The sequence below is a fragment of the Dyella sp. genome, from assembly GCF_035503745.1.
GTDB lineage: Bacteria > Pseudomonadota > Gammaproteobacteria > Xanthomonadales > Rhodanobacteraceae > Dyella_B.
In genome coordinates, this window is record NZ_DATJTC010000005.1 from 23676 (window position 1) to 44982 (window position 21307).

Sequence of the window (21307 nt, forward strand, 5' to 3'; positions counted from 1 at the left end):
TCCTATGAAACTGCGCTTGTCGTTGCATCGCTATGTGCAAGACCACAGTATGGATCCGCACGCGCGTGCTTGCGTGAGTTTTCTCGATGAATCGCTAAATCCATTCGATCGCGACCATGCACATGGGCATTTCACCGGTTCCGCATGGTTGGTGGATGCGAGCGGCGAGCGCGTATTGCTGACGCATCACCGCAAGCTTCAACGCTGGTTGCAGTTGGGAGGCCACGCCGATGGCGAGAGCGATCTTGCTGCGGTTGCATTGCGCGAGGCCGGTGAGGAATCCGGTTTGCGGGGACTTCGCGTCGAGCCGGAAATTTTCGATGTCGATCGGCACTGGATTCCCGAGCGCAAGCACGAGCCGGGACACTGGCATTATGACGTGCGCTATGTCGTGCGTGCAGGCGACAGCGAAGACTTCGTCGTCAGCGACGAATCGCTGGAGCTGGCCTGGGTATCCATCGACAAGCTGGCGCATGCACCGGATACGGATGAGTCGTTGCGCCGCATGGCGCGCAAATGGCTTATGCGTTCGGGTTGAGTATCAGCCGTAGCGCGCGGGCGCCGGGTTGAGGTGTCCGCACGCCTTGCAGGTGCGCGCTTCCCTGGAGGCGTAGAAACGATCGAACACCGGCGGAAAGTCGGTCTCGATGTTTTGCAGGGTGAAGTATTCCTCGTACAGCTTGTGGTTGCATTGCTCGCAGAACCACAGCAAGCCGTCTTTTTCGTGGGCGAGCCGGCGACGCTCGATGACCAGGCCGATCGAGTCGGGCATGCGTTGTGGCGAATGCGGTACGCGGGGCGGAAGGTAAAACAGTTCGCCGGCGCGGATGGGGATGTCGCGTGCGACGCCGTCGTCCTGTACTTTCAGCACCATCTCGCCTTCGAGTTGGTAGAAAAATTCGGGGCCCTCATCATGGTGATAATCGGTGCGGGCATTGGGGCCGCCTACGATCATCACGATGAAATCGCCGTCCACGATGCACCGGTTGCCGACCGGCGGTTTCAGTAGGTGGCGGTGTTCGCCGATCCAGCGTTGAAGATCGAGCGGCGGCAGCAGGGACATGCGGCAGGTCCGGCTAACAAGGCAGCCGCCACCATAACCCCGACGGCGTGCTAGAGGGAAGATGCCGCGCCCGCGACGTCGCTGACCGGCAGGAATTGCAGGAATTGACCGCCCATAAAGCTTTGTCCGTAGTCGATGACGGCGCGACGGTATTTTTCGGCGGTGAACTCGGCAACTAGGTCGGTGCGTCCGATGATCGTACCGAACAGACGCTCGAAGCTGAGGTTGCGGCCGTGGTCGGAAACTTCATTGGAAAGCAACAAGGGATGCCCGGCGGAATCCTTGCGCTGGGCCAGCAGCCACATGGCGATTTCCACGTTGCGCGCGGCATTGTAGACGCGCTGCGCGTCCAGCCCATCGATCAGGTATTGCACGCGTTTGCCGCCGTGCGCCGCGATCAGCATGTCGCCGATGCCATAGATCAGCGTACCGACGCGGTCGCCCTGAAAGTGCGGATCGAGCGCCAGTTCCATTGCCTTGGTGTCACGTACCTCCAGGCCGGGTAGGGCGGTGTGCTCGTCAATGGCGCGGCGCACCCGCGCCATGGCTTCCTCGCGGCTGTTTGCACCGCTCTTTTTCCATTCCCCGGGGTTGCGCTTGTAGAGCTTGTCCATCAGCAGGTAGAGCGCGTCGAGGTTGTCGCGTATTTCCAGGTTGGCCATCCGGTTGGGGTCGGACTGGATCAGTTGGCCTTTGGTCAGTTTCGAGGCGTGCACCATGTGGCCGTTGATGGCCGGGGTTGGTTTGCAGCCTGCGCAGACGAGCGCGAAAAGTACAAGGAGCCATGTTGAAAATGTTTTCATGCCGTATGTGCCCGTTCATGCGCGCATACGAAAATGCACCGCTCGTCGCGGTGCATTGTGTCCATACTTTGATGGCGATCCTTATCGGTGTTTGCCCCGCCGTGATGAAGGCCAATGCCTACGCGGGGCTCAGACTTCCAGCGTGGCCAGGTCGCCTTTCTCTTCCAGCCAGTTCTTGCGATCGCCGGCGCGTTTCTTGGCCAGCAGCATGTCCATCAGCTTGGCGGTGCCGTCGCTGTCTTCCACGGTGAGCTGCACCAGCCGGCGCGTATCGGGGTAGATGGTCGACTCGCGCAATTGCGCGGGATTCATCTCACCCAGGCCCTTGAAGCGCGTGACGGTGACCTGCCCCTTGATCTTTTCGCGCTCGATGCGCTGGAGCATCGCGGTTTTTTCGTTTTCGTCCAGGCAATAGAACACCTGCTTGCCCACGTCCACGCGAAACAGCGGCGGCATCGCGACGAACACGTGCCCTTCGCGCACAAGTGCGGGGAAATGGCGCAGGAACAGCGCGCTGAGCAGGGTGGCAATGTGCAGCCCGTCGGAGTCCGCATCTGCCAGGATCACGACCTTGCCATAGCGCAGGCCGCTCAAATCGTCCTTGCCCGGATCGCAACCGATCGCCACGGCCAGGTTGTGCACTTCTTCGGATGCCAGTACCGAGGTCGATTCCACTTCCCAGGTATTGAGAATCTTGCCGCGCAACGGAAGGATCGCCTGGAATTCCTTGTCGCGCGCCTGTTTGGCGCTACCGCCGGCCGAATCGCCTTCGACCAGGAACAGTTCGGTGCGGGTGAGGTCGGTCGCGGTGCAGTCGGCGAGTTTGCCGGGCAGGGCCGGACCCTGCGTGATTTTCTTGCGCACCACTTGCTTGGCGGCCTTCAGGCGCGCGCTGGCGCGTTCGATGGCCAACTGCGCGATGCGTTCGCCCAGATCAACGTGCTGGTTGAGCCACAGGCTGAAAGCATCGTGCACCACGCTTTCCACCAGCGCGGCCGCGTTGCGCGAGGATAGGCGTTCCTTGGTTTGTCCGGCGAACTGAGGATCCTGCAGCTTGGCCGAGAGCACGAAAGCCAGCCGTTCCCACACGTCTTCCGGCGCCAGCTTCACGCCGCGCGGAAGCAGGTTGCGGATATCGCAAAATTCGCGCACCGCGTTGGTAAGGCCCGTGCGCAGGCCGTTTACGTGCGTGCCGCCTTGCACGGTCGGGATCAGGTTGACATAGCTTTCCTGCACCAGCTCGCCTTCCGGCAGCCAGGTGAAGGCGACATCGAGGCCTTCGGTGTCGCGTGCCACATGGTGCACGAACAGGTCCGCGGGCAAGCATTCGGCGCCGTCCAGTTCGCCGCGCAGGTAGTCGCGCAGGCCGTCTTCGTAGTACCACTCGCTGACTTCGCCGCTGGCTTCATCGAGCAGCTTCACATTCAGGCCCGCGCACAGCACCGCCTTGGCGCGCAGCAGGTGCTTGAGCTTGGACAAGGAAATCTTCGGCGAGTCGAAGTATTTCGGATCGGCCCAGAAGCGCACCGTGGTGCCGGTTTTCTTTTTGGGGACACTGCCGATGGTTTCCAGCGGGCTGGCACGATCGCCGTGGGCGAAGGTCATGCGGTGTTCGCTGCCGTCGCGGCGGATGGTCACTTCCACCTTGGTCGACAGCGCGTTCACGACCGATACGCCCACGCCGTGCAGGCCGCCGGAGAAGTTGTAGTTCTTGCCGGAGAATTTGCCGCCCGCGTGCAGGCGGGTGAGGATCAGTTCGACGCCGGGAATGCCTTCTTCGGGATGGATGTCCACCGGCATGCCGCGGCCGTCGTCGGTCACTTCCACCGAGCCGTCGCTGTGGACCACCACTTCGATGGACTTTGCATGGCCGGCCAACGCCTCGTCGACCGAGTTGTCGATGACTTCCTGCGCCAGATGGTTCGGGCGCGTGGTGTCGGTGTACATGCCCGGACGGCGCTTGACCGGGTCAAGGCCGGAGAGGACTTCGATATCGGCGGCGTTGTAGCGACTGCTCATGCGGAGGTGCGGACTTCCATGGAAGTTAAGCGTGGGAGGATGGGTTGCGCTTGGACCCAGGTCAAGCGCATGCCCTTACAGGTTCAAAGCGGCGCGCAATGTTTTTCCAGCCAGGCGAGGTCGGCATCCTCCACCAGCGGCGCGACAGCCGCGCGCACGGTGGCGTGGTAATCGTCCAGCCAGGCCCGCTCTTCGGGGTTCAGTAGGCCCGGCTCCAGCACGCGCCGGTCGAAGGGACACAGGGTAAGGGTTTCGAAGGCGTAGAACTCGCCGAATTCGCTCCGCTCGGCCTCGACCACCACCGCCAGGTTTTCGTGGCGGATGCCGTGGCGTGCGGGTTTGTAGAGTCCCGGTTCGATCGAGCTGATCATGCCCGGCTCCAGCGCCACCAGCGTGCCGCCCGAAATCGGCGGGCGAATGCCGTGGGGGCCTTCATGCACATTGAGGAAGTAACCCACGCCGTGCCCGGTGCCGTGACCATAATCCATGCCCGAGGCCCACAAGGGCGCGCGGGCGAGGGCATCGAGTTGCGGGCCGCTGGCGCCTTTGGGAAAGCGCGCACGGGACAGGGCGATCATGCCCTTCATGACCAGGGTGGCGTCACGGCGCTGCTCGGCGGTGGTCGGGCCCAGTGCCAGCACGCGGGTGATGTCGGTGGTGCCGCCCAGGTACTGGCCGCCGGAGTCGACCAGCAGCAGGCCGTGGCGTTGCAGGGTGTTGTGCGATTCGGGCGTGGCGCGGTAGTGCGGCAGGGCGCCGTTTTCCATGTAGCCGGCAATGGTGGAAAAGCTTTCGCCGACGAAGTCCGGCTGCGCGGAGCGTTCTTCGCGCAACAGGGTGTCCACGTCCAGTTCGGTCTGCGCCATGCCCGCCGCGAGGCGCTCTTCCAGCCGTCGGAACGCGCGCACCAGCGCCGCACCGTCGCGTCGCATGACTTCGCGGATGTGGTTCAGTTCCGTGGTGCTCTTGCAGGCCTTCAATGCTGTCGACGGATTCGCAGCCTCGATGCGCTTGGCCAAAACCCCGGCCGTCTGCAGTACCGAGCTGACGACGCGGCCGGCGTCGAACAGCAGCGCATCGCCGGCGCCCAGTTCGCCCAGGGCACTGCCCAGGGTGGTGTAGCTGGCGACCCGGATGCCGTCGGCGGCCAGCGCGCCGACCAGGCTGTCGCTCAACTTGGCGCGGTCAACGAACAGCGTGGCCTGGCCCTCCGTCTCGACCAGCAGGTGCGCCAGGAACACCGGATTGCATTCGACATCGCTGCCGCGCAGGTTGGTGAGCCAGGCGATGTCGTCGAGACTGGACACCAGATGATGCGTGGCGTGCTGCTTGCGCAAGGCATTGCGCAGTTTCTCGAATTTATCGGCGCGCGGCGTACCGGCGTAGGCGAGCGGATGCTCGACCACCGGTGCCTTGGGCAGCGCGGGGCGCTCGGGCCAGATGCTGCCAGGCAGGTCCAGATCGACGCGCAGCTTGGCTCCGGCCGCTTCCAGCAGGCGTTCGATCTGGCGCTGGGTGGCCACGGAAACGCTGTCGCCGGCCACCGCGACCACTTCGCCCTGGTGCATGTGCTGCTGCAGCCAGGTGAGATGTTCAGGGGCGTGGGCGATGCGCTGCTTCATCAGCGCAATGCCACTACCGGCAAGTTGCTGTTCGGCTTGCGAGAAGTAGCGCGAGTCGGTCCACAGCCCAGCCTCGCTGGCGGTGACGAGCAAGATACCGGCCGAACCCGTGAAACCCGACAGCCACTCGCGCGCCTGCCAGTGGGCGGGCAGGTATTCGGACAGGTGCGGATCGGCGGTGGGAACCAGGCAGGCGGCGACACCATGCTTGACCATGGCTTCGCGCAAAGCGGCTACGCGTGCGGGAATCGGGTGGCTCATCGGCGCATGGTAGCAGGGTGCCGTGTCGTTGCCGCGTGCGTGCGATGGGGTGCTTTTCGCTTGCGTTATCGCGCAGATCCCATCGCGCAGATCGATCCTTGGCACGTAGCGGGCTTGCGAACGTCGGCGAAAAAATGATAGGCGGTATCGAAAACCGCGACATCTTGTCCCTGGGCTGGTCAATGCTTGTTGCGGCGCGATATTCTATGCAGGTCGTCCCCGCGACAAATCCTATCAGCCTGTCTAAGAGTCGTTCGTGAACAAGCGTGCCTTTGTGTCCGCTTTGCGCTGGTCGTGCGCAAGCGTTGCCGTGTTTCTCAGCGGTTGCAGTTTGGATGTTCTCTCGCCCAAGGGCGATATCGGGATGCAGGAAAAATCCCTGATCCTGATCGCCACGGGTTTGATGTTGGTGGTGGTGGTGCCGGTCATTGCCATGACCCTGTTCTTCGCCTGGCGTTACCGGGCGTCCAATGTCAAAGCCACCTATGCACCCAAATGGTCGCATTCCACGGCCATCGAGGCGGTGGTGTGGACCATCCCGTGCATCATCATCGCGATCCTCGCCACGTTGACGTGGCGCACCACGCATGCGCTTGATCCGTACAAGCCGCTGCAGTCGCAGGCCAAGCCGATCACCGTGCAGGCGGTGGCGATGGATTGGAAGTGGCTCTTCATCTATCCGGACTACGGCGTGGCCAGCGTCAACGAATTGGCGTTTCCGACGAATGTGCCGGTGCATTTTGAAATCACCTCCGATTCGGTGATGAATGCGTTCTTCATTCCACGCCTGGGCAGCCAGATCTACGCGATGGCGGGCATGGATACGCAGCTCAACCTGATCGCGAACGAGCCGGGCCGCTACGCGGGACTGTCGTCCAATTACAGCGGCGCGGGTTTCTCGGACATGCACTTCACCGCGATCGCGACCTCGCAGCAGGGCTTCGCGGACTGGATCAAGAAGGCCAAGGCCAGCACCGGCAATCTTGACGATACGACTTACCACGCACTGGCGCAGCCAAGCGAGAAGGTGCCGGTGTCGTACTACGCCAGCGTCAGGCCGGGCCTGTTCCAGGGCATCATCAACCAGCACATGGGCGATATGTCGATGGACAAGATCGGCGCGCCGTCGCCGTCGCCTACGCAAGCGAACGCGATTCCATCGCCCAACGATCACGCCAAGGCTTCGGAGTAGGCCATGTTCGGAAAACTTTCTCTATCGGCCATTCCTTTCAATGAGCCGATCATCATGGGCACCCTGTTGATGGTGTGCCTGGGCGGTGCCGCACTGCTCGGCTGGGTAACCTACCAGCGCAAGTGGGGCTACCTGTGGAGCGAATGGTTCACCACGGTGGACCACAAGCGCATTGGCGTCATGTACGTCATCATGGCGCTGGTCATGCTGCTGCGCGGCTTTGCCGACGCGCTCATGATGCGCGCCCAGCAGGCGATCGCCGCCTCCGACGCGGCCGGTTACCTGCCGCCTCACCACTACGACCAGATCTTCTCCGCGCACGGCGTGATCATGATCTTCTTCGTCGCCATGCCGTTCGTGGTGGGGTTGATGAACCTGGTGGTGCCGTTGCAGATCGGCGCGCGCGACGTGGCTTATCCGTTCCTCAACTCGCTCAGTTTCTGGCTCACCGCTTCGGGCGTGGTGCTGGTAATGCTGTCGATGTTCGTGGGCGACTTTGCCGCGACCGGCTGGCTGGCCTATCCGCCGCTGTCGGAGCTGAAGTTCAGCCCGACCGTGGGCGTGGATTACTACATCTGGGCCCTGCAGCTGTCAGGCCTGGGTACGACGCTCAGCGGCATCAACTTCGTCGTCACCATCCTGCGCATGCGCGCACCCGGCATGACGCTGATGAAGATGCCGGTGTTCACCTGGACGGCGCTGGTCACCAATATCCTGATCGTGGCCGCTTTCCCGGTGCTGACGGTGGCGTTGGCGTTGCTGGCGGCCGATCGTTATCTGGACATGCACTTCTTTACCAACGAGCTCGGCGGCAACGCCATGCTCTACATCAACCTGATCTGGATCTGGGGCCACCCGGAGGTGTACATCCTGATCCTGCCGTGCTTCGGCGTGTTCTCCGAGGTCGTGTCCACGTTCTCGGGCAAGCCGCTGTTCGGCTACAAGTCGATGGTGTACGCCACGGCGGGCATCGGCGTGCTGTCCTTCGTCGTGTGGCTGCACCACTTCTTCACGATGGGCTCGGGTGCGGACGTCAATGCCTTCTTCGGCATCACGACGATGATCATTTCGATTCCCACCGGCGTAAAGCTGTTCAACTGGCTGTTCACCATGTATCGGGGCCGCATTCGCTTCACCGTGCCGATGCTGTGGACGGTGGGCTTCATGGTCACCTTTACCATCGGCGGCATGACCGGCGTGCTGATGGCCGTGCCGGGCGCGGACTTCGTGCTGCACAACAGCCTGTTCCTGATCGCGCACTTCCATAACGTGATCATCGGCGGCGTGATCTTCGGCTGCATGGCCGCAATCAACTACTGGTTCCCCAAGGCGTTCGGCTTCAAGCTGGAAGAGCGCTTTGGCCGCTACTCGTTCTGGTGCTGGCTGGTCGGCTTCTACATGGCCTTCATGCCGCTGTACGTGCTGGGCCTGATGGGCATGACGCGCCGCATGAACCACTACGCCAACCCGGCATGGCAGCCGTACCTGGTCGTGGCCGCGGTCGGCGCCGGCATTATCGCGCTGGGCATCGGCTTCACCATCCTGCAGATCGCGGTAAGCATCCGCCATCGCGCGGAGAACCGCGACCTGACCGGCGATCCGTGGGGTGGCCGCACGCTAGAGTGGTCCACCAGTTCGCCGGCGCCGTTCTACAACTTCGCCGTTGTGCCGCACATTGAAGAACTGGATCAGTTCCAGGCCGACAAGGAACACAAGCGCGCCTATCAGCTGCAGACCCAGTACGCGGACATCCATATGCCGCGCAACACTGGCGTGGGCATCTTCATGGCGGCGTTTGGCACCGTGCTGGGTTTCGCCATGGTGTGGCATATCTGGTGGCTGGCGATTTTCGGCCTGGTCGGCATGGTCGCTTCGTTCATCAGCCGCGCTTACGACACCGACGTGGATTACTACGTGCCGGGCGCCGAAGTGCTCAAGACCGAACGTGCACGCCTGGTGCCGCTGCGCAAGCTGATCGAAAACGTGGATCCGGCATCGGCCGGCCAGAAGGTGGCTTAATCCATGAGTACTGCAATAACCGCCAACCACGGCGACGTCGCGCACGGCGGCGCCCACGAGCATCACGACGATGGTTCCAAGACCCTGCTGGGGTTCTGGATCTACCTGATGAGCGACTGCCTGATCTTCTCGGCACTGTTCGCCTCGTTCGCCGTGCTGTGCAACGCCACCGCCGGTGGCCCGATCAGCAAAGAGCTGTTCGAGCTGCCCTATGTGCTGGGCGAAACCATGCTGCTTTTGTTCAGCAGCTTCACCTTCGGCGTGGCGATGCTGAACATGCACGCCGGCAAGCGCAACAAGGTGATCGCCTGGTTGATGATCACGTTCCTGTTCGGCGCGGGCTTCATCGCCATGGAAGTGCACGAGTTCGCGCATCTCATCCATGAAGGTGCCGGCCCCAGCCGCAGCGCGTTCCTGTCCTCCTATTTCGTGCTGGTCGGCACGCACGGCCTGCACGTCAGCGCGGGCCTGATCTGGATCGTGGTGATGATGCACATGGTCGGCAAGTTCGGCTTGAACGATGCCGTGCAGCGCCGCCTGTCCTGCCTGAGCCTGTTCTGGCATTTCCTGGACGTGGTCTGGATCTGCGTGTTCACCATCGTCTACCTGCGGGGAGTGCTCTGATGTCGGCCCACCACAGTCATGCGCATGCCGCGGACCACGCGCATGCCGATCACGGTACGCTGAAGTCCTACGTCATCGGCTTCGCACTCTCGATCATCCTTACCCTGCTGTCGTTCGGCTGCGTGATGTCCGGTGCGGTGCCGCACCATCTGGTCATGCCGGGCATCATGGTGCTGTGCGTGGCCCAGATACTGGTGCAGCTGATCTTCTTCCTGCACCTGAGCGCCAAGCCGGGGCAACGCGACAATCTGTCGATCGGCGTGTTCACGGTGCTGATCATCGCGATCGTCGTGGTCGGCTCGCTGTGGGTGATGCACAACATGAACATGTACATGATGCATCCGGTCTCCCACGCCATGTCGTCCAGCATCGGTTGATGCCTGTACGTTGTTGCCTGGCACACGGAGTCCCCAAAAACCCTTCCGACTGGAAGGGTTTTTTTATGGGCATCGCGTGCATGGGCAGGGGTTTTGCAAGCGGGGCGGTGCCGGCCTCAAGCGGCATCGATGACAGCGCTACCCCTTCACTTTGCCGCGCACCGAAGCGTCGTGGCCGACGGGACGCCCGGCCGATCGGGTTCGGCAGATCCAGATGGAGGGCAGGGAGCGTCAGCCATGGGGGCGGCTTGAGGTGTAATATGGGTGGCTAGGTGATATATTGTCCTATAGTAACTTTTTGAAGCATAGTAACCAAAATGAAACCAGGCACCGGTTTGCCACGGAAGAAATCAGCCGAGGCGTCTCAGCTCGTCGTTGATGAAAACTGCCCTCCCAGGCGCATCCACGATGTCATCGGCCCCAAGTGGACATCGATGGTCATGTATGTGCTCAGCTTTGGTTCTTTGCGAACGGGAGCGTTGCAGCGCGCGTTGCCGGGTGCTTCGAAAAAGATGCTGTTTCAGACGCTGCGCGAACTGGAAATGGATGGGCTGATCAATCGAACGGTCTTCCAGGTCGTGCCCCCCATGGTGGAGTACAGCCTGTCGGAGTTGGGGCAGCGCTTTGTCGAGCCTTTGATGGCGCTTTACGAGTGGGCGGAAAAGAACAGCGCGCTTCTGGACGAGTTGGAGCAAAGGCAAACGGCCCGGACGGCGCAAGAGCGCTAATGCCTTGGCGTGAATCATGTTCTGCGGGATGGCATCGCATGGCCCGGCGATGCATCGGACTTTGCCCCCACTTTTAAGCGACACCCAAGTTCAGAACGGATCTGTTTCCCTCGCGCGTGAAGACCTGCGCGGGCTATGCCGGCAGCTCTCGCAGTTGGAACGATCTGCCGCTAAAATGCCGATTTCCAGCACGGCTGCTTTCCATGACCCCCCTGATTTTCGTCACTGGCGGTGTGGTGTCCTCGCTTGGCAAGGGCATCGCGGCGGCGTCGCTTGCGTCCATTCTCGAGGCCCGCGGCCTCTCGGTCACCATGATGAAGCTCGATCCCTATATCAATGTGGATCCGGGCACCATGAGCCCCTTCCAGCATGGCGAGGTCTACGTGACCGACGACGGCGCGGAAACCGACTTGGACCTGGGCCACTACGAACGCTTCGTTCACACCCGTCTCACCGGCAAGAATTCCATCACCACCGGCAAGATCTACGAATCGGTGATCCGCAAGGAGCGCCGGGGCGACTACCTGGGCGCGACCGTTCAGGTCATCCCGCACATCACCGACGAGATCAAGCACTGCATCCACGAAGCCACCCGCGGCTTCGACGTGGCCCTGGTGGAAATCGGCGGCACGGTGGGCGATATCGAGTCGCAGCCGTTCCTGGAGGCGATCCGCCAACTGCGCATCGAGCATGGCCCGGAGAAGTGCCTGTTCATGCACCTCACCCTGGTGCCGTACATCAAGGCGGCCGGCGAGATCAAAACCAAGCCGACCCAGCATTCGGTGAAGGAGCTGCGCTCCATCGGTATCCAGCCGGACATCCTGCTGTGCCGCTGCGAGCAGCCGCTGCCGGACGGCGAGCGCCGCAAGATCGCCCTGTTCACCAACGTGCCCGAGCAGGCGGTGATCAGCGCGGCCGACGTGGACATCATCTACAAGCAGCCGCTGTGGCTGCATCAGCAGGGTCTGGACGACATCGTCGTCAAGAAACTGGGCCTGGACGCCAAGCCCGCCGACCTGTCCGGCTGGCAGCGCACGGTCGATGCCGTGGAGCGTCCCAAAGACGAAGTCAACGTGGCCATCGTCGGCAAATACGTGGAGCACAAGGATGCCTACAAGTCGCTGGGCGAAGCCCTGCGCCACGGCGGCATCAAGCAGCAGACGCGCGTAAACCTGCAATGGATCGACTCCGAACAGATCGAAGCCGAAGGCGCGGCCAAGGTACTCGGCGATGCCGATGCGATCCTGGTGCCCGGCGGTTTCGGCAAGCGCGGCTTCGAAGGCAAGGTGCTGGCCGCCCGGTATGCCCGCGAACACGGCGTGCCGTACTTTGGCATCTGCTACGGCATGCATGCGGCCGTGGTGGATTTCGCGCGCAACGTCGCGGGTTTCACCGATGCCGATTCCAGCGAAAACGACCGCCACACGCCCAACCCGGTGATCGCGCTGATCACCGAGTGGACCACGGCTGCCGGTGAAGTGGAACAGCGCAGCGAGCGCTCCGATCTGGGCGGCACCATGCGTCTGGGCGCGCAGGAATGCCGTCTCAAGGCCGGCACGCTGGCGCGCCAGCTCTACGGCCAGGACATCGTGCGCGAGCGTCATCGCCATCGCTACGAATTCAACAATCGCTATCGCCAGGCCTTCGAGGATTTAGGCATGGTGATCTCCGGCAAGTCGATGGACGATCTGCTGGTGGAAATCGTCGAACTGCCGTTGCAGAAGCATCCCTGGTTCCTCGGTTGCCAGGCGCATCCGGAGTTCACCTCCACCCCGCGCGACGGCCATCCGCTGTTTATCGGTTTCGTGCACGCCGCGCGCGAGTACAAGGCAGTGCGCGACGGCCAGAAGCTGGCGAAGGAGTCGGTGGCATGAAGTTGTGCGGTTTCGAGGTCGGGCTGGACAAGCCGCTGTTCCTGATCGCCGGTCCTTGCGTGGTGGAGTCCGAACAACTGCAGATCGACACCGCCGGCACATTGAAAGAGATCACCGGCCGACTCGGCATCAACTTCATCTTCAAATCCAGTTTCGACAAGGCGAACCGTTCCTCAGGTGCCAGTTTCCGCGGCCCCGGCATGGAAGAAGGCCTGCGCGTGCTGGGCGAGGTCAAGCGCCAGCTCGGCGTGCCGGTGCTCACCGACGTGCACGAATACACGCCGATGGATGAAGTGGCCGCGGTCGTCGATGTGCTGCAGACGCCTGCGTTCCTGTGCCGGCAAACCGATTTCATCCAGAAAGTGGCGCGTGCCGGCAAGCCGGTGAACGTCAAGAAGGGCCAGTTCCTCGCCCCGTGGGACATGAAGAACGTGGTCGAAAAGGCCAAGGCCGTCGGCAATGACCAGATCATGGTATGCGAGCGCGGCGCCAGTTTCGGCTATAACAACCTGGTTTCGGACATGCGCTCGCTGAGCGCGATGCGCGATACGGGCTGCCCGGTCGTGTTCGATGCCACCCATTCGGTGCAATTGCCGGGGGGGCAGGGCACCAGTTCCGGCGGCCAGCGCGAATACGTGCCGGTGCTGGCGCGCGCGGCCGTGGCCGTTGGCGTGGCCGGCTTGTTTGCCGAAACGCATCCGGATCCCAGCAAGGCGCTGAGCGACGGTCCCAACGCCTGGCCGCTCGGCAAGATGGAAGCCCTGCTAAACACACTGCTGGAACTGGATGCCGTGACCAAGCGCCACGGCTTCCTGGAACAGACTGTCTGATGCGCGCGCGGTTATCGCGCGCCAGCATCTTTTCACTCCCCTGAAATGGATAGGACATGAGCACCCAAATTACCCATATCCACGCCCGCGAGATTCTCGATTCGCGCGGTAACCCCACGCTCGAAGCCGAAGTGACCCTGGCCGATGGCGCCTTTGGCCGTGCGGCGGTGCCGAGCGGTGCGTCGACCGGCACGCGCGAGGCGGTGGAGCTGCGCGATGGCGACAAGTCGCGTTATCTGGGCAAGGGTGTGAAAAATGCGGTGGGCCATGTCAACGGCGCGATCGCCGATGCGCTGAAAGGCTTCGATGCCGCCGACCAGAAAGGTCTCGACGCCAAGCTGATCCAGCTGGATGGAACGCCCAACAAAGGGCGTCTGGGCGCCAATGCGCTGCTGGGCGTTTCGATGGCCGCCGCGCACGCCGCGGCCGCCTCGCGCCGCGAGCCGCTGTGGAAGTACTTGTCCAACGGTAAGCCCGGCGCGCTGCCGGTGCCGATGATGAACATCATCAACGGCGGCGCGCACGCGGACAACAACGTGGACGTGCAGGAGTTCATGGTGCTCCCGGTCGGCTTGCCCACCTTCGCCGAAGCCCTGCGTGCCGGCGCGGAAATCTTCCACGCGCTCAAGAGCGTGCTCAAGGGCAAGGGCCTCAACACGGCGGTCGGCGATGAAGGCGGTTTCGCGCCGAACCTGCGCTCCAACGTCGAGGCGATCGACACGATTCTGGAAGCGGTCAACAAGAGCGGTTTCAAGATCGGCAGCGACATCCTGCTCGGCCTGGACGTGGCCAGCTCGGAGTTCTTCAAGGACGGCAAGTACGATCTGGAAGGCGAAGGCAAGGTCTATACGCCGGCCCAGTTCGTCGATGTGCTGGCCAGCTGGGCGCAGCAGTATCCGATCGTCTCCATCGAAGACGGCATGGCCGAAGGCGACTGGGACGGCTGGAAGCAGCTCACCGACAAACTCGGCAACAAGCTGCAGTTGGTGGGCGACGATCTGTTCGTCACCAACCCGGCGATCTTCCGCGAGGGCATCGAGAAGAAGATCGCCAACGCCATCCTCATCAAGGTGAACCAGATCGGCACGCTGTCGGAGACGCTGGAAGCCATCGCCATGGCCGAGGCGGCCAAGTACGCGGCCGTGATCTCGCATCGTTCCGGCGAAACCGAGGACACCACCATTGCCGACATCGCCGTGGCCACCACCGCCACCCAGATCAAGACCGGTTCGCTGAGCCGCACCGACCGCGTGGCGAAGTACAACCAGCTGCTGCGCATCGAAGAGCTACTGGGCAGTGCGGCGCGCTATGCTGGCCGCAACGCGTTTCCGAACCTGGCTCATCTGCCGGGCTAAGGCGCGCCCACGCTCAAGAGGTAAATGGCCACGATGTTGCGCTGGATCGCTTTGATCTTGCTGCTGCTGTTGATCGGACTCCAGTTCAAGCTGTGGTCCGATCACGGTGGCATGTCCGAAGTGAATGGCCTGCGCATTGCGGTGAAAAAGCAGAGCGACGAGAACGATAAACTGACCCAGCGCAACCAGGCACTGGCAGCGGATGTCGCCGACCTCAAGCATGGCGAGCAAGCGGTGGAAGCGCGCGCGCGTGGCGAGCTGGGTTTGATCAAACCGGGCGAAACTTTCTATCAGGTGGTGGAAAAGCCTGCCCATGCCGCCAGCACAGCCGCCCCGGCGGCCACGGTTAGCACGGGCAACTGAGCGGGCTTTGTTCTTCATCGCGGCGACCGTGCCCGGGTCGTGTTTCCTCCACAGCCAGTGACGCTCACGACAGAGTCGCCAGAATCGGTTCCATGACATCCGAATCAGAACTGCCCCGCGCCCACGGCGTACCGCCCTTGATGGCTAAGTTGCGCCACGTGCCCGAGGATTTTCGCGTCGAGGAAATCTTAGGCTACGACGCCGACGGCGAGGGCGAGCATGCGCTACTGTGGGTCGAGAAGCGCGAAGCGAACACCGATTGGGTGGCGCGCGAGCTGGCGCGCTTTGCCGGTGTGCCGCCCATGAATGTGGGATACGCCGGACTGAAGGACCGCCATGCGGTAACGCGCCAGGCCTTCACCGTGCAAATAGCGGGCAAGCCCGATCCGGACTGGACGGCTTTCCCGCACAACGAGGTCAAAGTGCTGGCCAGCACGCGGCACAAACGCAAGCTCAAGCGCGGGGCGTTGCGGGGCAACCGCTTTGTGCTGGTGCTGCGCGAGGTGCGTGGCGATCGCGGGCGTGCCGAGCAGGTGTTGCAATCGATTTCCGAGCGCGGCGTACCCAATTACTTCGGCGAACAGCGCTTCGGCCGCGAAGGCGGTAATGTAGCGCAGGCACGCGCCATGTTCGCCGGGCGGCGCGTGGATCGCGACAAGCGTTCCATCCTGCTTTCCGCGGCGCGCTCGCATATTTTCAACAGCGTGCTGGCCGCGCGCGTGGAACGCGACGCCTGGGACCGGCCGCTGGACGGCGAAATCTGGTCGCTGGCCGGCTCGCGTTCGTGGTTCGGCCCCGAACCGTTCAACGACACGCTTGCCGCGCGCCTTGCGCAGGGCGATATCCATCCGTCCGGACCGTTATGGGGGCAGGGCGAATCGCCCGCCACGGCGGAGGCCGGCAAGCTGGAGCACGAGATTGCCGCCGCGTTCGCCGATCTGGCCGACGGCCTGGTCGCCGCGCGCATGGATCAGGAGCGCCGCCCGCTGCGCCTGCTTCCGAAAGAACTACGCTGGCGCTGGCTTGACAAGGACACGCTTGAGCTCAGTTTCGAGCTGCCCGCCGGCGCGTATGCCACGGTAGTGGTGCGCGAATTGATGGATTGAACCGTCGCCACCCGCCAAGCCAATCAATTGGATGCCGCCGAATGCACCAGCGTCGCTATGTCGTTGATCAGCGCACCGTGCGTGGTGGCCGGTTGTGGTGCCCATAAGCGGTCGTCGGCCTTGCCGAAGGTACGGCTGCGCGGCAACCAGTAGGGGGCCGTTACATAGAACGGCAGGCGACGCAACGCGTCGGCGGCGGGCGCCCGTGCAAAGGGGACATGGATGGTGGCGGAGGCCGCGGACCGATCGGCCGAACCTGGGATGGATGCGCTGCGTTTCCAGTCATAGCTTTGCGCGGGGCGCGTGCTCCACGCGTGGGCGCCGGTATCGGCGATGGCAGGTGCTGGCATGCTCTTCAACGCGGGCAGCAGGCTGTCGCTGTTCTGTGCGCTAGCGTGCGAGGGCAGCGCCAGTGCGAGAACGAACCCGGCTGCGACGACGATCCCGTTCTTCATTGATACGCTCCCCACCGGAACACTCCTTCGTCAAGCGACCCTACGTTACCGTTTGACAGCCACCTGCGCCGACTGCAAGCCATTGTGCCGCCCTCGCTCGCAAAAAGGGGGCATCGGCATGACGCCCTTTATACGCGCGCCTTGGATTTGAGCAGCACCACCACTGCCCCGGTTCCGCCCTGCATCGGGCGCGCCGAGGCGAAGGCGATCACATCGTCGCGCCGTCGCAACAGGCGGTCGGTCAGCACTTTCAACACGGGTCCGGCGGCTTTCGATCGCAAGCCCTTGCCATGCACGATGCGCACGCAATGCAGTTCGCGTGCCTTGGCCTGGGCCAGGAAGTCGGCGATGGTCGCCTGCGCCGCGGCGGCGTTCATCTGGTGCAAGTCGATCTCGTCCTGCACGCTGTACTGACCGCGCTTGAGTTGGCGCAGCAGCTTTGGCGGATAGCCGTCGCGCAGATAACTGAGTTCCTCGCCGACCTCCATCAGTCCGGGATCGAAAGCCATGGTCAAAAGCTCGCGCGGCACGGCGGCTTCGTCGGCGTCCAGCATGTGCGGGTGGGGTTCGGGCTTGGGGCTTGTTGGCGGCGGCGCGACCGGGTCCATGCGCCGCACCTCGCCAATGGCCTCACGGAACAGTCGGCTGTCGTCGTCGTTGACGGTGGCGGGCGTGCGGCGCTTCATGGTGTGGATCGTAGCCAATGGCGACTGTGGCGGCGAGATTCCCGGCGGCAACGGCGGCTGCGACGATGAAACCGGCGGTCCGCTCGGTTAGACTCCAGGGTTCAGGGAGCGTGCGATCAAGCCCTCGGGCCGCACACCGTAAAACAGGTTTGAACGGATCACGATGCGAGTACTCGTTTCTAACGACGATGGCGTGGACGCCCCGGGCATCCGCGTGCTCGCCGAGCGCCTGGGCGCGGTCAGCCAGGTCACGGTGGTGGCGCCGGACCGCGACCGTTCGGGCGCAAGCAATTCGTTGACGCTGGACGCGCCGATCCGCGCGCTGCGCATGGAGAACGGCTATTACCGCGTCGCCGGCACGCCCACCGACTGCGTGCATCTGGCGCTGGCCGGCCTGATCGACCACGAGCCGGACATCGTCGTTTCCGGCATCAACAACTCCGCCAATCTCGGCGACGACGTGATCTATTCCGGCACCGTTTCGGCGGCGATGGAAGGTCGCTTCCTGGGGCTGCCGGCCATCGCCGTTTCGCTGGTCAGCAGGGACCATCACGGCGAACACTACGAATCGGCCGCAAAGGCCGTATTGCTGTTGATGGAGCGCCTGCTGATCGATCCGCTTCCCGCCGACACCATTCTCAACGTCAACGTGCCCGATCGCCCGTGGCATGAAATTCACGGCTTCGAAGTGACCCGGCTGGGCAAGCGCCACCGCTCGGCACCGTGCATCAAGCAGACCGATCCGCGCGGCAAGACCATCTGGTGGATCGGCCCGGCCGGCGACGTCGACGACGCCGGCCCCGGCACCGACTTCCACGCCGTGCAGCGCGGCTATGTGTCGGTCACACCCATTCACGTGGATCTCACCCGCTTCCAGGCGCTGGAGAAGGTGAGCCGCTGGGTCCATGCTCTTAGCGAGGGCATGACCGATACATCCGACGGCAAGGCCGCGTGAGGTAACCGTGCATCCATTGCCTCCATCCGCACTCAAAGGCGAAGGCATGACCTCGCAGCGGGCGCGCGACCGTCTTGTGGCCAAGCTCAAGGAAGAGGGCATTCAGGACAAGCGTGTGCTCGACGTCATCCGTCATCTGCCGCGCCATCACTTTATCGACCAGGCGCTGCACTCGCGCGCCTACGAAAACACCGCGCTCCCGATCGGCCATGGCCAGACCATCTCGCAACCCTGGGTGGTGGCGCGCATGACCGAGGCGCTGCTGGAGCCGTTCGACCAGAAGGACGGACGGCCCAGGAAGGTGCTGGAAATCGGTACCGGCTCCGGTTACCAGGCCGTGGTGCTGGCCAGTCTGGTGCCGCAGTTGTACACGGTCGAGCGCATCGAGGAACTGCTGCGCCAGGCGCGCCGCCGTTTTCGCCAGCTCGGTCTGGAGAACATCCGGTCGCGGCATGACGACGGCAAGCTGGGCTGGGCCGCCGAGGCGCCGTTCGATGCGATCATTCTCACCGCCGCCGGCGATGCCATTCCCACCCAGATACTTGATCAATTAAGCCCCGACGGCGTGCTGGTCGCACCGGTCGGTTCTCCCAGCAGTCAAACCCTGATCCGCATGCGCGGCGACGGCCAAGGTGATTTCGTGCAAGAGGAACTGGCGGCAGTGAGTTTCGTACCTTTGTTGGGTGGCATCGGCTGATGCGTTTATTCGAAAAGCTTTATGCGCGCGTTCTGATCTGGGCGCGCGATCCCAGGGCGATCTATTACCTTTGCGGCCTGAGCTTCGTGGAGGCCTTCATCTTTCCGGTGATGCCGGAGGTGATGCTGGCGCCGATGATGCTGGGCAAGCGGCATCGCGCCTTCTTCTATGCCAACATCAGCCTGCTGTTTTCGCTGCTGGGATCGCTGATCGGTTACGCACTGGGACATTGGGCGTTCCACGTGCTGACACCCTTGCTGCAATCGTTGCATCTTTACGATCCGATCCAGCGCGGCGTGGAAAGCCTGCATTCGCAAATGAATGCGCACTGGATGGAACTCTTGCTGGTGCTGATGCTTGCCGCGCTGCAGCCGGTAGTACCGATGAAATTCGTTACTTGGGCATCGGGTATCGTTGGCGTGCCGGTGGTGCCGTTCCTGGTTTGCATCCTGCTTGGACGCGGCAAGCGCGTGTGGCTGCTGGCGCTGCTGATCCGCCTGTTCGGCGAACGTGCCGAGCGAATCATCCACAAGCATATCGAATGGATCGGATGGGCGGCGCTGGCCGTGCTTGCGGCGCTTGCCGCATGGTGGGTGCTTAAGCATTAGAGACACCATCAAGCATTAACGCACGGCAATCTTTTCCGAAGGGGTCGTATGAAAACTCTGCGTGACCCCGTTATGCTGCCGTGCATGACAGGATTGATGCGATGGTCCGTACTTGCCACGACTGCGTTGTTCATGACCGCCTGCAGCACGGTCGTGGTGCAGCAGCCACCCGCAGGCGCCACTCCCAGGCCGCGCGCGCAGGGTGCCGGAGCGATAGGCAGCTATACGGTCGTCAAGGGTGACACCCTTTATTCCATTGCCTTTCGCAACGGCACGGATTTCCGTGACCTGGCCCAGGCCAATGGCATTTCCGCGCCCTATACGATCTGGCCGGGGCAGGTGCTCAAGGTACCGCCTCGCGGTGGCGTTCCCATGCATGCGCCCACCACCGTGGTAGTGGCCAAGGCACCGCCGCCCGCGCCGAATCCGGGTTTCCAACCGGTTGAATCTTCACCGCGGCCTCCTGCGTCTGCCCACGCGGCAACCGCGGCCCCCGCGGTGGTGGCAGCAAATTCCGCAGCGCCCGCTGCCCTGGCACCCCCAAGTGCACCGCCGCCGGTTGCGACACCGGTCGTGGCCAGCGGCGCTACCCGCGTCGTGGGCGGCGTGAAGTGGCGCTGGCCGGCGTCGGGCCAGATCGTGGGCAGGTTCCAGGCGAGTGCAGCGATACCGGGCATCGACATCGCCGGCAAAGAAGGCGATCCGGTGGTCGCCGCGGCAGACGGCGTCGTGGTGTACAGCGGCAACGGCCTGGTCGGCTATGGCGAGCTGATCATCATCAAGCACAACGACAGCTTCCTGTCCGCCTATGGCCACAACCGCAAACGCCTGGTGACCGAAGGCCAGCAGGTGAAGGCCGGCCAGGAGATCGCCGAGATGGGATCGAGCAGCAGTCCGCGCGACGAGCTGCAGTTCCAGATCCGCAAGGATGGCAGCCCGGTCGATCCGCTCGACTACCTGCCTTCGCGCTGAGTCTTTTACTTGCCAGGAAGAATGAAGGCGGCGATAACCCGTCGCCCTTCGGCGGCCAGCAGCCCATAGGTGCGCGCGGCGGCGGCATTGTCCATGACTTCGATGCCCACGCCCCGGCGCAGGAAGCCGGCAAGGAAAGATGCCTGTGGAAACTGCTGACGTTCGCCGGTGCCCAGCAGCACCAGCTCGGGTTTCAATTCAAGCATGCCGGCCACGTGGCTTTCGTCCAGCTCCAGCGCGCTGGTGACGGGCCATGACTCGACGACGCGATCGGGCGCCAGCACGAAACTCCGGCTGAGCGGGCGATCGACTACGGTGACGGTGGTGGGTGTGACGCGGCGGACGAACAAAAAACCGTCCGGCCGGTCCAGCGACAAGTCCATGATGCGTCCTTAGCGGGGCAGCGCGAGGCGGGGATCGTCTTCGTTGCGGCGGAACAGCACCACGGTATGGCCGATCTGCTGCACGCTTTCGGCGCCGGTGCCGTCGATCAGGAAATGGATCTGGGCCTCGCGTTCGTCCTTGTCGCCGCCGGAAAGCTTCACCTTGACCAGTTCGTGATGGGACAGGGCGAGGTCCAGTTCCTTCACCACCGCTTCGGTCGCGCCCTTGGCTCCCAGCAGGATCACCGGATGAAGATCGTGGGCGAGGCTGCGCAGGTAGCGCCGCTGGGACGGGGAGATGGCCATTCGTTCAGT

At 63.2% G+C, this 21307-nt stretch carries 23 protein-coding genes; 15 read left to right on the forward strand and 8 right to left on the reverse strand.

Going from position 1 to position 21307, the window contains the following annotated elements; genetic code table 11:
* Positions 1-4: 4 nt before the first annotated feature.
* On the forward strand, positions 5-538 hold the full coding sequence (locus VME63_RS01095) for an NUDIX hydrolase (RefSeq protein ID WP_414648183.1): 534 nt from the start codon (positions 5-7) through the stop codon (positions 536-538).
* Between the two features lie 3 nt (positions 539-541).
* Here the strand turns inward: VME63_RS01095 and VME63_RS01100 are convergent, their stop codons facing one another.
* The 4 genes from VME63_RS01100 to VME63_RS01115 form a co-directional block, all read right to left on the reverse strand.
* Positions 542-1063: a 3-hydroxyanthranilate 3,4-dioxygenase gene (locus VME63_RS01100; RefSeq protein ID WP_325429381.1), complete on the reverse strand. Its 522-nt coding sequence runs from the start codon at positions 1061-1063 to the stop codon at positions 542-544.
* Positions 1064-1113: 50 nt separating this feature from the next.
* Positions 1114-1782 (reverse strand): hypothetical protein, encoded by a 669-nt coding sequence (locus VME63_RS01105; RefSeq protein WP_325429383.1) that lies wholly within the window; start codon positions 1780-1782, stop codon positions 1114-1116.
* 213 nt (positions 1783-1995) lie between these two features.
* Positions 1996-3885 (reverse strand): DNA topoisomerase IV subunit B, encoded by a 1890-nt coding sequence (parE, locus tag VME63_RS01110; RefSeq protein ID WP_325429385.1) that lies wholly within the window; start codon positions 3883-3885, stop codon positions 1996-1998.
* 83 nt (positions 3886-3968) lie between these two features.
* The gene (locus tag VME63_RS01115; protein ID WP_325429387.1) at positions 3969-5768 is read right to left on the reverse strand and encodes an aminopeptidase P family protein; all 1800 of its coding nucleotides are present in this window, start codon (positions 5766-5768) and stop codon (positions 3969-3971) included.
* Between the two features lie 256 nt (positions 5769-6024).
* Here VME63_RS01115 and cyoA point away from each other — a divergent pair, with 256 nt between their 5' ends.
* The 10 genes from cyoA to truD all read left to right on the forward strand — a co-directional run bounded on the left by cyoA (position 6025) and on the right by truD (position 16236).
* Complete coding sequence (gene cyoA, locus VME63_RS01120) at positions 6025-6960, forward strand: ubiquinol oxidase subunit II (protein ID WP_325429389.1); 936 nt, start codon at positions 6025-6027, stop codon at positions 6958-6960.
* Positions 6961-6963: 3 nt separating this feature from the next.
* Positions 6964-8979, forward strand: a complete 2016-nt coding sequence (gene cyoB, locus VME63_RS01125; protein WP_325429391.1) for a cytochrome o ubiquinol oxidase subunit I — start codon at positions 6964-6966, stop codon at positions 8977-8979.
* Positions 8980-8982: 3 nt separating this feature from the next.
* Complete coding sequence (cyoC, locus tag VME63_RS01130) at positions 8983-9603, forward strand: cytochrome o ubiquinol oxidase subunit III (RefSeq protein ID WP_325429393.1); 621 nt, start codon at positions 8983-8985, stop codon at positions 9601-9603.
* Positions 9603-9980, forward strand: a complete 378-nt coding sequence (gene cyoD, locus VME63_RS01135; protein ID WP_325429395.1) for a cytochrome o ubiquinol oxidase subunit IV — start codon at positions 9603-9605, stop codon at positions 9978-9980. The genes cyoC and cyoD overlap by 1 nt, the downstream gene beginning before the upstream one ends.
* A gap of 317 nt (positions 9981-10297) precedes the next feature.
* Positions 10298-10708: a helix-turn-helix domain-containing protein gene (locus VME63_RS01140; RefSeq protein ID WP_325429396.1), complete on the forward strand. Its 411-nt coding sequence runs from the start codon at positions 10298-10300 to the stop codon at positions 10706-10708.
* 203 nt (positions 10709-10911) lie between these two features.
* Positions 10912-12582: a CTP synthase gene (locus VME63_RS01145; RefSeq protein WP_325429398.1), complete on the forward strand. Its 1671-nt coding sequence runs from the start codon at positions 10912-10914 to the stop codon at positions 12580-12582.
* The gene (gene kdsA, locus VME63_RS01150) at positions 12579-13412 is read left to right on the forward strand and encodes a 3-deoxy-8-phosphooctulonate synthase (protein ID WP_325429400.1); all 834 of its coding nucleotides are present in this window, start codon (positions 12579-12581) and stop codon (positions 13410-13412) included. The genes VME63_RS01145 and kdsA overlap by 4 nt, the downstream gene beginning before the upstream one ends.
* Before the next feature lie 56 nt (positions 13413-13468).
* Positions 13469-14767: a phosphopyruvate hydratase gene (gene eno, locus VME63_RS01155; RefSeq protein ID WP_325429403.1), complete on the forward strand. Its 1299-nt coding sequence runs from the start codon at positions 13469-13471 to the stop codon at positions 14765-14767.
* A 33-nt stretch (positions 14768-14800) separates the two neighbouring features.
* On the forward strand, positions 14801-15130 hold the full coding sequence (gene ftsB, locus VME63_RS01160; protein ID WP_325429547.1) for a cell division protein FtsB: 330 nt from the start codon (positions 14801-14803) through the stop codon (positions 15128-15130).
* A 92-nt stretch (positions 15131-15222) separates the two neighbouring features.
* The gene (truD, locus tag VME63_RS01165; RefSeq protein ID WP_325429405.1) at positions 15223-16236 is read left to right on the forward strand and encodes a tRNA pseudouridine(13) synthase TruD; all 1014 of its coding nucleotides are present in this window, start codon (positions 15223-15225) and stop codon (positions 16234-16236) included.
* A 23-nt stretch (positions 16237-16259) separates the two neighbouring features.
* Here the strand turns inward: truD and VME63_RS01170 are convergent, their stop codons facing one another.
* The gene (locus VME63_RS01170) at positions 16260-16691 is read right to left on the reverse strand and encodes a hypothetical protein (RefSeq protein WP_325429407.1); all 432 of its coding nucleotides are present in this window, start codon (positions 16689-16691) and stop codon (positions 16260-16262) included.
* Positions 16692-16819: 128 nt separating this feature from the next.
* Positions 16820-17377, reverse strand: coding sequence for a Smr/MutS family protein (locus tag VME63_RS01175; protein WP_325429409.1), 558 nt, complete (start codon positions 17375-17377; stop codon positions 16820-16822).
* A 163-nt stretch (positions 17378-17540) separates the two neighbouring features.
* On the opposite strand from VME63_RS01175, the gene surE reads away from it, so the two are divergent.
* The 4 genes from surE to VME63_RS01195 all read left to right on the forward strand — a co-directional run bounded on the left by surE (position 17541) and on the right by VME63_RS01195 (position 20609).
* On the forward strand, positions 17541-18332 hold the full coding sequence (gene surE / locus VME63_RS01180) for a 5'/3'-nucleotidase SurE (protein ID WP_325429411.1): 792 nt from the start codon (positions 17541-17543) through the stop codon (positions 18330-18332).
* Between the two features lie 46 nt (positions 18333-18378).
* The gene (locus tag VME63_RS01185) at positions 18379-19029 is read left to right on the forward strand and encodes a protein-L-isoaspartate(D-aspartate) O-methyltransferase (RefSeq protein WP_325429413.1); all 651 of its coding nucleotides are present in this window, start codon (positions 18379-18381) and stop codon (positions 19027-19029) included.
* Positions 19029-19637, forward strand: a complete 609-nt coding sequence (locus VME63_RS01190) for a YqaA family protein (protein WP_325429415.1) — start codon at positions 19029-19031, stop codon at positions 19635-19637. The genes VME63_RS01185 and VME63_RS01190 overlap by 1 nt, the downstream gene beginning before the upstream one ends.
* Before the next feature lie 132 nt (positions 19638-19769).
* Entirely contained in the window at positions 19770-20609 is an 840-nt protein-coding gene (locus VME63_RS01195; protein WP_325429417.1) for a peptidoglycan DD-metalloendopeptidase family protein, read from the forward strand.
* 5 nt (positions 20610-20614) lie between these two features.
* Here VME63_RS01195 and VME63_RS01200 read toward each other — a convergent pair whose 3' ends face one another.
* Positions 20615-20992, reverse strand: a complete 378-nt coding sequence (locus tag VME63_RS01200; RefSeq protein ID WP_325429419.1) for an Mth938-like domain-containing protein — start codon at positions 20990-20992, stop codon at positions 20615-20617.
* A 9-nt stretch (positions 20993-21001) separates the two neighbouring features.
* On the reverse strand, positions 21002-21298 hold the full coding sequence (gene yhbY, locus VME63_RS01205; RefSeq protein ID WP_325429421.1) for a ribosome assembly RNA-binding protein YhbY: 297 nt from the start codon (positions 21296-21298) through the stop codon (positions 21002-21004).
* Between the last annotated feature and the right edge of the window lie 9 nt (positions 21299-21307).

Coding starts and splice junctions, on each gene's coding strand:
- VME63_RS01095 (WP_414648183.1), top strand. CDS start 5: ATGAAACTGCGCTTGTCGTTGCATCGCTATGTGCAAGACCACAGTATG.
- VME63_RS01100 (WP_325429381.1), bottom strand. CDS start 1,063: ATGTCCCTGCTGCCGCCGCTCGATCTTCAACGCTGGATCGGCGAACAC.
- VME63_RS01105 (WP_325429383.1), bottom strand. CDS start 1,782: ATGGTGCACGCCTCGAAACTGACCAAAGGCCAACTGATCCAGTCCGAC.
- parE (WP_325429385.1), bottom strand. CDS start 3,885: ATGAGCAGTCGCTACAACGCCGCCGATATCGAAGTCCTCTCCGGCCTT.
- VME63_RS01115 (WP_325429387.1), bottom strand. CDS start 5,768: ATGAGCCACCCGATTCCCGCACGCGTAGCCGCTTTGCGCGAAGCCATG.
- cyoB (WP_325429391.1), top strand. CDS start 6,964: ATGTTCGGAAAACTTTCTCTATCGGCCATTCCTTTCAATGAGCCGATC.
- cyoC (WP_325429393.1), top strand. CDS start 8,983: ATGAGTACTGCAATAACCGCCAACCACGGCGACGTCGCGCACGGCGGC.
- cyoD (WP_325429395.1), top strand. CDS start 9,603: ATGTCGGCCCACCACAGTCATGCGCATGCCGCGGACCACGCGCATGCC.
- VME63_RS01140 (WP_325429396.1), top strand. CDS start 10,298: ATGAAACCAGGCACCGGTTTGCCACGGAAGAAATCAGCCGAGGCGTCT.
- VME63_RS01145 (WP_325429398.1), top strand. CDS start 10,912: ATGACCCCCCTGATTTTCGTCACTGGCGGTGTGGTGTCCTCGCTTGGC.
- kdsA (WP_325429400.1), top strand. CDS start 12,579: ATGAAGTTGTGCGGTTTCGAGGTCGGGCTGGACAAGCCGCTGTTCCTG.
- eno (WP_325429403.1), top strand. CDS start 13,469: ATGAGCACCCAAATTACCCATATCCACGCCCGCGAGATTCTCGATTCG.
- ftsB (WP_325429547.1), top strand. CDS start 14,801: ATGTTGCGCTGGATCGCTTTGATCTTGCTGCTGCTGTTGATCGGACTC.
- truD (WP_325429405.1), top strand. CDS start 15,223: ATGACATCCGAATCAGAACTGCCCCGCGCCCACGGCGTACCGCCCTTG.
- VME63_RS01170 (WP_325429407.1), bottom strand. CDS start 16,691: ATGAAGAACGGGATCGTCGTCGCAGCCGGGTTCGTTCTCGCACTGGCG.
- VME63_RS01175 (WP_325429409.1), bottom strand. CDS start 17,377: ATGAAGCGCCGCACGCCCGCCACCGTCAACGACGACGACAGCCGACTG.
- surE (WP_325429411.1), top strand. CDS start 17,541: ATGCGAGTACTCGTTTCTAACGACGATGGCGTGGACGCCCCGGGCATC.
- VME63_RS01185 (WP_325429413.1), top strand. CDS start 18,379: ATGACCTCGCAGCGGGCGCGCGACCGTCTTGTGGCCAAGCTCAAGGAA.
- VME63_RS01190 (WP_325429415.1), top strand. CDS start 19,029: ATGCGTTTATTCGAAAAGCTTTATGCGCGCGTTCTGATCTGGGCGCGC.
- VME63_RS01195 (WP_325429417.1), top strand. CDS start 19,770: ATGACCGCCTGCAGCACGGTCGTGGTGCAGCAGCCACCCGCAGGCGCC.
- VME63_RS01200 (WP_325429419.1), bottom strand. CDS start 20,992: ATGGACTTGTCGCTGGACCGGCCGGACGGTTTTTTGTTCGTCCGCCGC.
- yhbY (WP_325429421.1), bottom strand. CDS start 21,298: ATGGCCATCTCCCCGTCCCAGCGGCGCTACCTGCGCAGCCTCGCCCAC.